The organism is Acinetobacter sp. GW821-FHT09D10, from assembly GCF_059416285.1.
In genome coordinates this window covers 1,213,541-1,226,523 of sequence record NZ_JBWKOW010000001.1, presented here as the reverse complement: position 1 = coordinate 1,226,523, position 12,983 = coordinate 1,213,541, and the positions used below count along the sequence as shown (strand labels likewise).

Genomic DNA, 12,983 nt, shown 5'->3' with positions numbered 1-12,983 from the left:
CTTTAGCGATAAAAATTTCTATTTCTTTACGTATTACCAGTATTTATTTACATTTAATCAGATAAGAATATTTAAAAAGATGAATGCGAAATTGTTAAGCCTATGAAGTTAAAAATTTTAACCATTACAATAAGCACCGTATTACTACTGGGTGGGTGCACAAAACAAACAGAACCTGAAGCTGCTGAAGTTGACTATAAAGCCCAATTTGAAGAATCTGACCGTAAAATTGGTGAGTTTTTAGATCAACTAGATAATCCGAATACACCGCAAGAGGTTAAAGTCAAAATCTTGTGTCATGACTATCCAGAAGTTTATAAAACCCAATATATGCCCGCATTAATAAAAATTTCACCAAAACCTTATACCGAAGAAAAATTGTTGTCAGATTTGAAAAGTGCAACTGACTACTACAAGGATACCTTTGCGATTAGGTGTAACCAATAAATTAATTTATGTTTAAAATCTCAAAAAATCCGATAAGTGTGAATTGATTGGCATTATTGAATTGTGATAAATTTCATTTTGTCTTTATAGTTGCTAATTTAGGGGGTTCTAGATATGGAAATCTTGAAATTCTTACAGAGTTTTAATACGGTCGGTACATACTTAACAATTGCTTCAACCGTTTTAGCTGGGCTTATTGTTTATTTTTACATGATTAATCCAGCGTGATCTTTTAAAAAGAAATAGTAAGAAATCTGCTATTTCTTTTTTAATAATTAAATTCTGTTATTCATTTTAAACTATAAAAATATGGTGGGGTCATGAAGTTTACATTGTTTCTTCTTAGTTTTTTAGCGTTAGGTTGTCATGCGGACGAAAACGTAAGTGATCCCGAGATTTGTAATGTAGTGAAAAAAGTTGCTTATACTGTCATGGAGGCCCGTCAACAAAAAGTTCCATCTCAAGACTTGCAACACATAGCGAATGGTCTAGAAGATCCTAAAGCAAAACAACTTTATCAGGATTTAATTAATTCGGCTTACTCTGCCAAAGTATTCAAAACCAGTTTCTTTAAAAGAAAAGCAATAGAAGATTTTCAAACAGCTTGGTATGAACAGTGTCTTAATAGAAATAAAAAATAATATTAGATAGGGCGGAGTAGATTAATCAGCTAAGCTGTAATTTAATGTTTAAAAAGAAAATTTTAGACTGACAGGTCTGTATGAAAGACTAAATTAAAACAAATATTTTGAATTTTTCTTAAAGTTAAAACTAAATGCTCCGAAGATGCCGCTGCATGTGTCGTTACCCTGAACCCGATGAGTTCAAGGTGGAGGCGACGTATACTTGCTGGGTTTCCTACACGAAGGTAGGCATACACTCTAAATATACAGAACACATCCATAAGTTTAAGTATCGGCAGGGGAATAGACCCGCTGGCGAACATCCCAGAGACAGTTTAAGTATAACCGATCTGACCATGTTGGCAATCACCTAAACCTCTGGAACTGTAAACTTAGTTTGCGTTTGATGAAGCTTTGTACACTAACAAGCATAAAATAATTTTCAATTGTCCTAATAGTCTAAATAAAAAACGCCTTGCATCTATTATTCATAGAGCAAGGCGTTTTTATATGGATAGTTTATTAAACAATTTGTTCAACATCATCCAATATCGTTTGCAGTAAACGTTCACAGTGAGTGTATTCTTGCAAAGACTTATTAAGGCTTAGTACTTCTTGAGTCAATTGTAGAGCAACCATAATGACCAGTTTATTGTGCTCAACACGTGGAGCACTACGACGCATCTCATTAAATTTTTCATTGAGAAGTTCTGCTGCACGTTCAAGTTCATCTTTTTTATCTAAAGTAGTCGCGAGTCTAAAGGTCTGCTCAATCAGCCTAAGCTCTACCATGACTTGTTCACTCATGATTGGGTCTCCTCACCAGTTTCAGCATTAGGATGGGCAAGCTGCTGAATTTCTTGAGCATGCTGATCTTGGGCAGTACCTAAAATTCCTAAACGTTGAATAATGGCTTCAACTTTTGATTTGGCAAGCTCATTTTTTTGTAACAAACGATCACGATCTTGTTGTAAATCATGAAGCTCTTGTTGGGTTTGACGCTGGTGGGCTTGTAACTTTTCTTTTGCAACACGTAATTCATTTCGTTCGGCAAGAATTTCTTGAAAACGATTTTTTAAATCAGTCGTACTTTTTTCTAATCGGCTATAACGTTCAGCAAGTGTGTTAGCATCCTGATTCAATTGTTGAAATTGACCTTTTAACTGAGATAGTTGCTCAGTTACAGACTCAATTTCCTCTTGTTTTTTAGTGATAATACTATTTTTTTGCACAACTTGTGCGTGATGCTCTGTTTCAGCCAGTTCATTAGCTTCTGAGAGTGCCGCATGTTCACTCTCTAAATGATGTAAGCGTGTTTTTAATACGCTAATATGCGCTTGTAGCCGCTGTAATTGTTCTAACATAACGAGGTCGCACAGAATTGCAATCAAAGGTAATATATACAAAGTATAGAGATTGGATAAACGAATGCAAGACGATATTTCAGGCTGGACAGATTGGAACGCTCATTTTGAAGGAATTGAAGAAATTTCAAGCCCTAGTGAGTTACATGGTCTGTTAACAGGTATTGTTTGTGTGACAGAAGCGCCAACGCGTGAAGAATGGTCACAAATTTTAACAACCCTTAATGTGCCAGAGTTAAGTGAAGATGCTTTAGCACTTTTAACTGATGAAGCAGAAGATGTCGTTCACGCTATATCTGATGATGAATTAGATTATTTACCAATGCTTCCTGATGATGAACATACGCTTCAAGAACGTGTACAAGCATTATCAGATTGGTGTGCGGGTGTTGTATTAGGTTTTGGGTTGGCATCGGGTCATATTCGTGATGATGAACGAGAGTTGATTGAGAACCTTCAAGATATTGCAGCGGTCGAATTTGAAGACTCTGACAATGATGAGGAAGGTGAAAGCAGCTACGAAGAATTGTATGAATTTGTACGCTTAATACCTGTAAGCTTGTCTATTGGTAGAAAAAAAATCACTGTAGCTGACAGTTCTTTATTGAAAAACTTTCATGCAAAAATTAAATCTGCTGCTGTAGACACAGAACAAACTATTGTAGAAATGTTTACTCCACATCGCCCAAGCTAATTGAGGCGATGTGTTATTGGTTGTATTTTATTTTTTGACTTTAAAATTCTAAATCAAGTAGATCATTATGAAATTGCCTCAAGCTGATTTTCGACATCGTAGAGACCGTCTGGCAGAAAAAATGGGTCCAAACAGTATTGCAATTATTGCAACGCGTGAGGAAATGTACCGTAATCGTGATGCGGATTATAAATTCCGTGCCGATAGTAGTTTTTTCTATTTGACGGGCTTTGCTGAGCCTGAGGCAGTTGCTGTCATTGAAACCTTCGAGGATGAAGAATATAGCTATAGTCTTTTTTGCCGTGAACGTAATCGCGAGATGGAAATCTGGAATGGTTACCGTGCAGGTGTTGATGGTGCAATTGAAGACTATAATGCAGATGAAGCATATGCAATTGATCTGCTTGATGAAGAGATTATTGAAAAATTATTAAATAAAGAGCGTCTTTATTATCGGATTGGGCACAATGCTGAGTTTGATGCACGGGTTAGCCAGTGGATTAAAAAAACAGATGACGAGCACCGACATGAGAGTGCTCCAGCTCAAATGGTACAGCTTGACCGTGTTATTGATGAAATGCGTTTAGTTAAGTCACCACAAGAACTTGAGCTGATGCAAATTGCTGCAAAAATTAGTGCCGAGGCACATACACGTGCGATGCAAATGGTACGTCCGGGGATGATGGAATATGCACTTGAAGCTGAGCTGAATTATATTTTTGGACAAAACGGCTGTGTCCCGTCTTATAACAGTATTGTTGGTGGTGGTGCTAATGCTTGTATTTTGCACTATGTTGAAAATAATAAGCCATTAAAAGATGGTGATTTAGTCTTGATTGATGCAGCTTGTGAATATGAGTTTTATGCATCGGATATTACCCGTACTTTCCCAGTAAATGGCAAATTTAGTGCTGAACAGAAAGCCTTATATGAAGTTGTATTGGCTTCTCAATACGCAGCTATTGATGCAGTTCGTATTGGCAATTCTTACCGTGAACCTCATGAAGTTGCAGTCAAAATTTTAACTGAAGGCTTGGTTAATTTAGGTTTGCTCAAAGGTGATGTTAATCAACTCATCGAAACCGAAGCATACCGTCAGTTTTATATGCATGGCACAGGTCATTGGCTAGGTATGGATGTACATGATGTCGGGTCTTACAAAAAAGGTGAAGACTGGCGTCAATATGAAGAGGGTATGGTTGTTACAGTGGAACCAGGTTTATACATTGCGCCAGATGATGAAACTGTAGATGAAAAATGGCGTGGTATTGGTATTCGTATTGAAGATGATGTGGTCGCAACGTCGAAAGGGCCACGAGTTTTAACTGCCAATGTAGTTAAAGATATTGCAGATATTGAACATTTAATGGCGCAAGCTAAAGCATAATTAAACGTATTCGCCAAAGGAGCAAAACTCGATGCAACAACAAGTGATTATTGTAGGTGGGGGTATGGTTGGTTTGAGCCTTTCGCTCATGCTAGCGAAGGCCAATATTGCGGTAAAGCTATTAGAAGCTGTGAAATACCCAAACTATGATGATCAAAATGTTGCCCCTTACCATTCGAGTTTTGATGCACGTAATACGGCTTTATCACGTCGTAGTGTGCAAATTTATCAAAAGCTAGGGTTGTGGGATGCATTACAGCAACATGCTACTCCAATTTTACAAGTCCACATTACTGAGCAAGGCAGTTTTGGTAAAGCACGTTTAATCGCAGAACAAGAAAAAGTCGAAAGCTTTGGGCAGGTGATTGAAAATGCTTGGCTTGGTCGTGTTCTGTTAACTCAAGTGCGTCAGCAACCTTTGATTGAGCTAATTGATGGCGTACAAGTGACAGCTTTAACTCAAGATGCTGAACAAGTACATATTGAAGCTCAGCGTGGTGATGAAATCTTAAAGCTTGAGTCAAAATTATTAATTGCGGCTGATGGACGTGATTCTTTTTGTCGTCAGGCAATTGGTGTCGGTGTTGATGTTCATGATTATGATCAGGTTGCAATTGTCACTACCGTTCAGACATCGAAACCGCATGAGCATGTTGGTTTTGAGCGTTTTAGTGCATTAGGGCCTTTAGCCTTATTGCCTTTACCGGGTGAATATCGCCGTTCGGTTGTATGGCCTGTGAAAAAAGGCACCGAAAATGAATGGCTAGGCGAAGAAAATGACCAACACTTCTTAAGCGCCTTGCAACAAACCTATGGTGACCGAGCGGGTAAATTTGAAAAAACGGGTAAACGTTTTAGCTATCCACTGTCACAAGTGCTTGCACATAAACAAGCTGTTGGTCGCGTTATTTTAATGGGTAATGCAGCGCATACAATTCATCCTGTTGCAGGGCAAGGTTTTAATTTATGCCTACGTGATGCAGATGTTTTGGTGCGTTATTTAGTGAACCAGTTAAGCACTTCTGATGATCTGGGTAACCCTGATAATTTACTTGCTTATGAACAAGCTCGTTTATCAGATCAGCAGCGAGTAATTAAGTTCTGTGACACTGTCGTTCGTGGCTTTAGTAACCAAAATCCATTATTAAAATTAATTCGTAATACGGGATTAATTGCATTTGATGTCATTCCGGGTGTAAAACCATTGGTGGCTAACTATGCAATGGGGTTAAAAGCATGAGTGAAGTGTTGGATGTCGTCATTGTTGGTGGTGGATTGGTTGGTGGTTTAACTGCTTTATTACTTGCGCAAGGTGGCGTACAACCCACAGTGCTTGATGCGGCTCCTGTACTTGATGTTGAGAAAACATTAAGTGTGATGAATCCACGTGTTTTAGCGCTTAGCCAAGCGACCATTCATTTGCTTAAAACGGTAAATGTTTGGGATGATCTTGCGCGTCAAATGCCTTATACGGGCATGCAGGTCTGGAATCTTAATGGTTATGGTGAAATTAATTTTGGCCATGAGTCGATCCAAAGACCGATGCCGGAACAAGCGTTAGGTTCTATGGTTGAACCGAGTGTATTAAATGTTGCCATTCAACAAAAAATGTTGGAGCAATTAACAGATTACCGTACCCAAGTTCGTGTTACTCGTATTGAGCAGGGTGTTGGATGTTGGCATATTCAATTGGCAGATGGTACTACGCTTAAAACTAAACTGCTTATTGGTGCAGATGGCGCTAATTCATTTGTACGTGAACAGGCTTTTATTGACCTCGATGTACTGGATTACAAACAAGCAGCGATTAGCTGTGCTATTAGAACTGCAAAACCCCACCATTATGTTGCCCGTCAAATTTTCTTACCTACAGGACCTTTGGCATACTTACCTATGGCAAGTCTCGAAGAAACTGAAAACGGATACTGGCAGTCAATTGTCTGGACGCTACCAGATGATTATGCCGATGAGTATTCTGCTTTAAGTGACCCAGAGTTTATGCAGCTTTTAACTCGTGAAAGCCAGCACATGTTAGGCGAAGTATTAGAAGTTCGTTCCAGAGCACAATTTCCGCTGAAAGCTCGCGCTGCAAAACAATATGTAAAAGCAGGCTTAGCTTTGATTGGTGATGCTGCACATGTGATTCATCCACTTGCTGGACAAGGGGTAAATATTGGCTGTCTTGATGCAGCAGTACTGTGTGACGTGTTGCTTCACGATTTAAGCCGTGGTGTATGGGCACATGAACAAACTTTAATGCGCTATGAGCATCGCCGTAAAGGTCAGAATGATGCAATGATGCATAGCATGTCAGCAATTGGTTGGCTTGAAAGTAGTGAATTATTCCCAATAGTTTGGGCTCGTAATATGGGCCTTAAGCAAGTTGAGCAGATTCCGGTTTTAAAAGATAAATTTATGCAACAAGCAAATGGTTTAGGGGCTTTACAAAGTACCCGCTATAGGCATTAAAATATTTACTGGGCCTATACTCTACTAAGCGAATTAAATGCCAGTAGATATTTTTTGAACAATCATTTATATATCATTACCAATTTGGTCATAAAAGATACGGAATTGACCAAATTGGCTCTTTGCTAAATGCAAAGAGGTTGCTAAATTTCTGAGGTCTTGGGACCATAGTAATGATGCAATAAAATCATTCTGGGGAGTGTGAAATGTCAGATATCAATGATTATGAAGATGCAGAAGATTCTGCTGTAGATGAAGATGAAGCGAAAGCAGCAGAAAGCGGTGCAGCTGATGAAGAAGCAGGCAGTATGAGTGATACTGATCTTGCTGAGGCAGAAACGCTGACTGTCACTGCTAAACAGAAACAGCGCCAAGCGCTGGAAGATGAAATCGCTGCATTTTTAGCTCGGGGTGGGAGAATTACCGAAGTTCCTCCTGATGAACATAGTGACCATTAATCTTAAAAAAGCATCACATGAGTGGTGCTTTTTTATTTGTATGAATTTACCAAAACAGGTTTAAGAAGAGCTTTGCAGTTCTTTTAAAATCCCACATTCATCTACTGTTCGATTGGTAGAGCAGTGCTGTTTTAAATCAATTAAAGATTCTTTTAAAAGCAATAATCGTTCAATTTTTTCTGATACTTCATTTAAGTATTTATCTACTAAATTATCAATTTTTGTACATGCCTGTTTAGGCTGAGTTTTCATTTCTTTTAACGTTTTAATATCACTGAGTGAAATATCTAATTCACGGCAATGCTTAATAAATAATAGGTCGCCAAGTGTTTGCTCGGTGTAAACACGATAATTATTTTCTGAACGTTGGATACGATCAAGTACACCTACTTTTTCGTAATAACGGATCGTATCAATTGGAACATCCGCTTTTTTTGATAATTGACCAATAGAGAGATTCATAAGGCTTGACTCTGGAGCTACTCAAGGGTTTTTAATGACTATAAAAGAGTTTTAGAGGAAATGAAATGGCTGGATGTGGTTGTGCTTCAACATGTTCTCCTTCAAAGAAGGTGAGTCCACGATTTAGAAAAGCACTATGGATTGCACTTATCATTAATGCATTGATGTTCGTAGTGGAAATCTTGGGTGGTTACAAAGCTCAATCAGTTTCACTATGGGCAGATGCATTAGATTTTGCCGGAGATGCAGCAAACTATGCGTTATCGTTAGTTGTTCTTTCGATGAGCTTATATTGGCGTGCAACAGCAGCATTAATGAAAGGAATAACGATGACAGCTTTTGGCGTTTTTGTCATTGGAAAAGTGGTGTGGTCATATTTCCATGGTGTTCCACCTGAACCTATGGTGATGGGCGCAATTGGCGTGATGGCTTTAATTGCGAATGTTTCAGTCGCGCTTATGCTTTATGCATTCCGTGATGGAGATGCCAATATGCGTTCTGTCTGGTTATGTAGTAGAAACGATTCTATTGCCAATGTTGCTGTAATTTTAGCGGCGGTTGGGGTATTTGGAACAGGCAGCGTATTTCCCGATTTATTTGTTGCCTTTGTCATTGCCTACTTAGGTGTATCTTCTGGCTATGCTGTTATAAAGCAATCACAGCAAGAAAGAAAACAGTCAAAGCTGGTGTTGGGTTCTCAAGCATAATTTTGAGCACATAAAAAGTACCATGTTTAAATGGTACTTTTTGCTGTTTTAAATGAACTAGATGAGTAGTGATATTGCGATACTCCACATGACAATACCGATAATGAAATCTAAAATTTTCCAAGCTTTTGGATTGGTAAATAATGGCTTTAATAATCTTGCGCCATAGCCCAAACTGAAAAAGAAAATCCAAGAGGCAACAATGCTGCCCAAAGCAAAACTAACTTTGTCTTCTAGTTGGGTTGCAACTGAACCAATCAGAACGATGGTATCTAAATAGACATGTGGGTTAAGCCAAGTAAAGGCAAGACAGGTCACTAGTGCTTGAGTTAGAGTCTGTTTTTGACCGCTACCAAGCTCCATGCTTTGGGTGGCCTTAAATGCAGCGTAGAATGCTTTCGCACCGTAGACGAATAAGAACGTTGCCCCTAAATATTTAGCGACAGTAATCAAGATTGGTGATGCTGTCATGATTTCGGTAAAACCTAATACACCAAAAGCGATTAGGATCGAGTCGGAAAGCGCACAGATTAAACATAGCCAAAATACATATTGCTGTTTAAGGCCTTGTTTTAAAACAAAAGCATTTTGAGCGCCAATTGCTACAATTAGACCACTACCAATACCGAAACCTTTAAAAAATATACTAAGAGAGAACATAACAGTAAGGTGGAAAAATCAGATGTGGGAATTATCTGACTTTTTATTAAGAAATAAGTAAAATTAAGAATATTTAGGTTTGGCTAAAAAAAATTTAGGTTTGATATGTTAGATAGCAAACAATGTGAAGCCTTTCTTGCAGTAGCAGAAGTGGGAAGTTTTGATGCGGCAGGAGAGTATTTATATATTACTCCCTCGGCAGTATCCTTACGCGTGCAGGCTTTAGAAAAGTATTTAGGCCAAATTTTAATTATACGTGGGCGCCCATGTGTACTCACACAAGCTGGGCAAACGCTACTACAGCATTTACGTCATACACGATTAATGGAGCAAAACTTATTACAAGGTTTGATGGGGAAATCATCTGAATCAGAGTTCTATAAAATTGCTCTGGCTTCAAATGCAGATTCATTAGCCACTTGGCTTTTACCTAGCATTCAGCAAACGCTTTTTAAAGAAAAAATAGTATTAGAACTAAAAATTGATGATCAATCTCACACGCATACTTTATTAGAAACAGGACAAGTCAATGCCTGTATATCGGCAGAAGAGCAGGTCATGTCGGGCTGTTTAGCTCAACCACTCGGAAAAATGCGTTATAAAATGTTGGCTTCGGCTGAATTTGCTGCTGATTGGTTTAAACATGGCGTAACCCGAGAAACTTTAAGAAATGCACCAGCTGTAATTTTTAACCATAAAGACCTTATGCATTCAGAGGTATTACTGAAATATTATGGGTTGCCTTTGCAGAGCTATCCTTACAGTTTTATTCCAGCTACAGATGCCTTTGTGAAAGCGATTCAATTGGGTTTGGGATATGGCATGGTACCCGAGCTTCAGGTTCAATCTTTACTAAGCAATGGAACTTTAGTGGATGTTATACCCGAAGCTGAGCTCGACATTCCATTATATTGGCACCATTGGAAAAGGCAGTCTAAACAGTTGGATGCACTGACGGAGACTATTGTGGAGTCAGCGAAACACATATTGAGATAGTCTTTACATCTTTCTTTTTAAATGACGATTCGAAATATGCTCAATATAAAACTCTATATCTTGTTCTGAGTAACCTAAAAGCTATCCAACTCTTCGTTCAAGTTCTATACATTTTTCAAAATTAGTTTCTTTGAATAAGGTTTCAATACACATCATCAGTTCATTTAAATCTGCTAAAGCTGCATCTTTATAGATCAGTATGATTGAAAATGGTAAAGGTAGAGAGGTTTCAATATCTTTACTCAGCATAGATAAAGTACCTTGTTCTAGATGCCTTAAAAACTCGACAGGTAATAGATCGTAAAACAAAGCAATCGGTTTCTCACCTGAAAGTAATAATTCTAATTCTTGCCCTTCATGGGGGCCAAGTTTGCCAATTTGTTTAGTCATATGAATACTCTTATTCTTATATTTTATTATGCAAAATTTAGTCATGGTGATGACACAGACTATTTGTCATCACCATACTTAATTAAAAAAATTAAGATTGTGTTAACTCTAACGCACGTTGATAAGCAATTTTTTTCTTAATTCCTGTTAAATCGGCAGCAAGTTGAGATGCAGCTTTAACAGATAAGTCCTGAAGTAAACGCTTTAAAAGCTCGTCTAGTTTTTCTTGTTCTAGATCTGTTTTTGCAGCTGCACCACCCACAACGACTACAATTTCACCTTTTTCTTGGTTATGGTCATTTTCAATGAAGCTGACCAAATCTTTTAAGGTCATTTTTTTGATGGTTTCAAAGGTTTTAGTAATTTCACGTGCAAACCCTACAGGACGGTCTTCACCAAATACCTGAGCCATATCTTTAACAGACTCTAAAATACGATGAGGTGCTTCATAGAAAATTAAGGTCTGTGTTTCGTTTTTAAGTTTTTCTAATTGAGAAATACGTTGTGAAGCTCGAGATGGAAGGAAACCTTCAAAGCTAAAACGATCACTCGGTAAACCTACAGCACTTAAAGCAGCGATGGCAGCACATGCACCCGGCACAGGAACCACTCTAATACCATGCTCTTGAGCAGCACGAACTAATTTAAAGCCTGGGTCACTAATGAGCGGTGTACCTGCATCACTAATTAAAGCAACGCTATCGCCAGCAAGTAGTTTTTGAACTAATTGCTCAATTTTATTGCTTTCATTGTGGTCATGACATGCAGTAAGTTGAGTTGATATATTATAGTGTTTAAATAATTGTGCTGATTGGCGAGTATCTTCGGCAGCCACAATAGAAACTGATTTTAAAATATCAATTGCACGGAAAGTCATATCATCTAAGTGCCCGATTGGGGTGGCTACAACAAATAACTGAGCACTCATTTGGTTTTACTCCGTACAGATAAACAATTTTAATGGGGTAGTTTACCCGAAATTATGATTTGGGCGTGAACAATGTCTGCCAGCTTGAGCTTTTCGAAAATAATCTGATTTTCATTTGTTCAATTCAGATCTGATATGGCAGATGAATTTAAGAAAATAACTGACGCATAAAAATATCTAGAGCTACTTTTTAATTTGGGGGAATAAAAATGTTATTAGCACAGCAGTTGGGGAAATGGGCAGAGCAAACTGCGTTAAACCTTTTACAAGCACAAAACTATGTGTGGGTCACAAGTAATTACCATTCACGCCGTGGCGAAGTTGATTTAATCGTCAAAAGAGGGCAAGAGCTAGTTTTTGTTGAAGTAAAAGCACGCACTATAGGAAATTATGGGCAAGCTTGTGAAATGGTAACGTGGACAAAACAGAAGAAAATTATCAAAACTGCGATGCGTTTTTTACAGCGCTATCCATCTTATCAGGATTTTTATTGTCGTTTTGATGTGATTTGTTTTGATTTTCCACAGAAAATTGCAAAAACAGTACAGCATGACTTTTCAAAATTCCATTATGATCTGCAATGGATCGAAAATGCATTTACTTTGGATTAAGAGTTCATTACTCTTTTGAGCAAATTTAAGTCTGATGCTTTATGATCAAGCCAAGAAATTGATAGGAGTCTGGTGGAGTGTTAAAACGTATTGCTGTAACAATGCTTTGTGTCGCAAGTTTATCAGGTTGCGCAAGTTTTATTTCTGGTGGAACAGGCACAGCTCCAGTGGGCACAGATAGTGGTGTCCGCAGTCTAGGCCAAGTATTCATTGACTCTTCAATTAAACGTACAGCCAATATCAACATTTATAAACTTGATCAACGTTTCAAGCAGTCACGTATTAATATCGAAAGCTTCCATAGTACAGTTTTATTAACTGGCCAAGTGCCAGACCCGTACTTGAAACAATTGGCAGAAGACAATCTTAAAGCCATGAGTGATGTGAAAGCTGTACATAACTATATTACGGTGGGTAACAAAGTCAGCTACAACACCATCATGCAAGATGCAGGTGTAACAGCAAATACACGTGCTCTTTTAATGAAGGCACCTGTGGTTTCAGATAGTAAGGTTCTGGTACATACCGAAGACGGCGTACTTTATGTAATGGGACGTTTAAATACAGCTGAAATTAATGATTTAAATAGCGTCTTACAAAACGTCGGTAACGTTACCAAAATTGTTACTTTAATTGATAACGTTGATTTGGCGCCTGCACCAGCCGCAAGTACGGGTAGTGCAACAACTACACCGATTATTAATAACGTCATTGCTCAACCAACAGTTCAAACACCTGTTGCAATTGATCCTGACCAAACAGATCCTGCTTCGACTGCACAGTAATA

General features: G+C 38.2%; 17 protein-coding genes, 1 other RNA gene and 1 pseudogene. 12 read left to right on the top strand and 7 right to left on the bottom strand.

What is annotated here, in order from left to right; genetic code table 11:
• Positions 1-102: 102 nt before the first annotated feature.
• The 3 genes from AC07M3_RS05765 (at position 103) to AC07M3_RS05755 (ending at position 1,088) form a co-directional block, all read left to right on the top strand.
• Positions 103-447, top strand: coding sequence for a hypothetical protein (locus AC07M3_RS05765; RefSeq protein WP_494566806.1), 345 nt, complete (start codon positions 103-105; stop codon positions 445-447).
• Positions 448-561: 114 nt separating this feature from the next.
• Positions 562-675, top strand: a complete 114-nt coding sequence (locus tag AC07M3_RS05760) for a hypothetical protein (protein WP_494566805.1) — start codon at positions 562-564, stop codon at positions 673-675.
• Between the two features lie 92 nt (positions 676-767).
• Entirely contained in the window at positions 768-1,088 is a 321-nt protein-coding gene (locus tag AC07M3_RS05755) for a hypothetical protein (RefSeq protein ID WP_494566804.1), read from the top strand.
• 132 nt (positions 1,089-1,220) lie between these two features.
• Here AC07M3_RS05755 and ssrS read toward each other — a convergent pair.
• The 3 genes from ssrS to AC07M3_RS05740 all read right to left on the bottom strand — a co-directional run bounded on the left by ssrS (position 1,221) and on the right by AC07M3_RS05740 (position 2,434).
• Positions 1,221-1,404: non-coding RNA, 6S RNA (gene ssrS / locus AC07M3_RS05750), on the bottom strand.
• Between the two features lie 188 nt (positions 1,405-1,592).
• Positions 1,593-1,877 (bottom strand): cell division protein ZapA, encoded by a 285-nt coding sequence (locus AC07M3_RS05745; protein WP_003652859.1) that lies wholly within the window; start codon positions 1,875-1,877, stop codon positions 1,593-1,595.
• Positions 1,874-2,434 carry a hypothetical protein gene (locus tag AC07M3_RS05740; protein WP_042898254.1) on the bottom strand — a complete coding sequence of 187 codons (561 nt, stop codon included), beginning with the start codon at positions 2,432-2,434 and terminating at the stop codon, positions 1,874-1,876. The genes AC07M3_RS05745 and AC07M3_RS05740 overlap by 4 nt, the downstream gene beginning before the upstream one ends.
• 64 nt (positions 2,435-2,498) lie before the next feature.
• Here AC07M3_RS05740 and AC07M3_RS05735 point away from each other — a divergent pair, with 64 nt between their 5' ends.
• The 5 genes from AC07M3_RS05735 (at position 2,499) to AC07M3_RS05715 (ending at position 7,442) form a co-directional block, all read left to right on the top strand.
• Positions 2,499-3,128 carry a UPF0149 family protein gene (locus tag AC07M3_RS05735; protein WP_005042155.1) on the top strand — a complete coding sequence of 210 codons (630 nt, stop codon included), beginning with the start codon at positions 2,499-2,501 and terminating at the stop codon, positions 3,126-3,128.
• A 67-nt stretch (positions 3,129-3,195) separates the two neighbouring features.
• Positions 3,196-4,515 (top strand): Xaa-Pro aminopeptidase, encoded by a 1,320-nt coding sequence (pepP, locus tag AC07M3_RS05730; protein ID WP_494566803.1) that lies wholly within the window; start codon positions 3,196-3,198, stop codon positions 4,513-4,515.
• Between the two features lie 31 nt (positions 4,516-4,546).
• Positions 4,547-5,755 (top strand): 2-octaprenyl-6-methoxyphenyl hydroxylase, encoded by a 1,209-nt coding sequence (ubiH, locus tag AC07M3_RS05725; protein WP_127494157.1) that lies wholly within the window; start codon positions 4,547-4,549, stop codon positions 5,753-5,755.
• Positions 5,752-6,984 carry an FAD-dependent monooxygenase gene (locus AC07M3_RS05720; RefSeq protein ID WP_494566802.1) on the top strand — a complete coding sequence of 411 codons (1,233 nt, stop codon included), beginning with the start codon at positions 5,752-5,754 and terminating at the stop codon, positions 6,982-6,984. The genes ubiH and AC07M3_RS05720 overlap by 4 nt, the downstream gene beginning before the upstream one ends.
• Positions 6,985-7,190: 206 nt before the next feature.
• On the top strand, positions 7,191-7,442 hold the full coding sequence (locus tag AC07M3_RS05715) for a hypothetical protein (RefSeq protein WP_003652849.1): 252 nt from the start codon (positions 7,191-7,193) through the stop codon (positions 7,440-7,442).
• 60 nt (positions 7,443-7,502) lie between these two features.
• Here the strand turns inward: AC07M3_RS05715 and AC07M3_RS05710 are convergent, their stop codons facing one another.
• A complete protein-coding gene (locus tag AC07M3_RS05710) occupies positions 7,503-7,904 on the bottom strand; it encodes a MerR family transcriptional regulator (protein WP_375036977.1) in 402 nt (133 codons plus the stop codon).
• Positions 7,905-7,969: 65 nt separating this feature from the next.
• Between AC07M3_RS05710 and AC07M3_RS05705 the strand changes: the two genes are divergently transcribed.
• Positions 7,970-8,611, top strand: coding sequence for a cation efflux transmembrane domain-containing protein (locus AC07M3_RS05705; protein WP_004641857.1), 642 nt, complete (start codon positions 7,970-7,972; stop codon positions 8,609-8,611).
• 57 nt (positions 8,612-8,668) lie between these two features.
• Here the strand turns inward: AC07M3_RS05705 and AC07M3_RS05700 are convergent, their stop codons facing one another.
• A complete protein-coding gene (locus tag AC07M3_RS05700; protein ID WP_494566801.1) occupies positions 8,669-9,271 on the bottom strand; it encodes a LysE/ArgO family amino acid transporter in 603 nt (200 codons plus the stop codon).
• 105 nt (positions 9,272-9,376) lie between these two features.
• On the opposite strand from AC07M3_RS05700, the gene AC07M3_RS05695 reads away from it, so the two are divergent.
• Positions 9,377-10,267, top strand: a complete 891-nt coding sequence (locus AC07M3_RS05695; protein ID WP_494566800.1) for a LysR family transcriptional regulator ArgP — start codon at positions 9,377-9,379, stop codon at positions 10,265-10,267.
• A gap of 3 nt (positions 10,268-10,270) precedes the next feature.
• On the opposite strand, the pseudogene AC07M3_RS05690 reads toward AC07M3_RS05695, so the two are convergent.
• Both AC07M3_RS05690 and rsmI read right to left on the bottom strand, forming a co-directional pair.
• Positions 10,271-10,657: pseudogene (locus AC07M3_RS05690) on the bottom strand (hemin receptor).
• Positions 10,658-10,748: 91 nt separating this feature from the next.
• The gene (rsmI, locus tag AC07M3_RS05685) at positions 10,749-11,585 is read right to left on the bottom strand and encodes a 16S rRNA (cytidine(1402)-2'-O)-methyltransferase (protein WP_005042132.1); all 837 of its coding nucleotides are present in this window, start codon (positions 11,583-11,585) and stop codon (positions 10,749-10,751) included.
• A gap of 209 nt (positions 11,586-11,794) precedes the next feature.
• Between rsmI and AC07M3_RS05680 the strand changes: the two genes are divergently transcribed.
• A complete protein-coding gene (locus tag AC07M3_RS05680) occupies positions 11,795-12,196 on the top strand; it encodes a YraN family protein (protein WP_003652834.1) in 402 nt (133 codons plus the stop codon).
• A 77-nt stretch (positions 12,197-12,273) separates the two neighbouring features.
• Positions 12,274-12,981, top strand: coding sequence for a BON domain-containing protein (locus AC07M3_RS05675; RefSeq protein WP_003652832.1), 708 nt, complete (start codon positions 12,274-12,276; stop codon positions 12,979-12,981).
• The last annotated feature ends 2 nt before the right edge of the window (positions 12,982-12,983 follow it).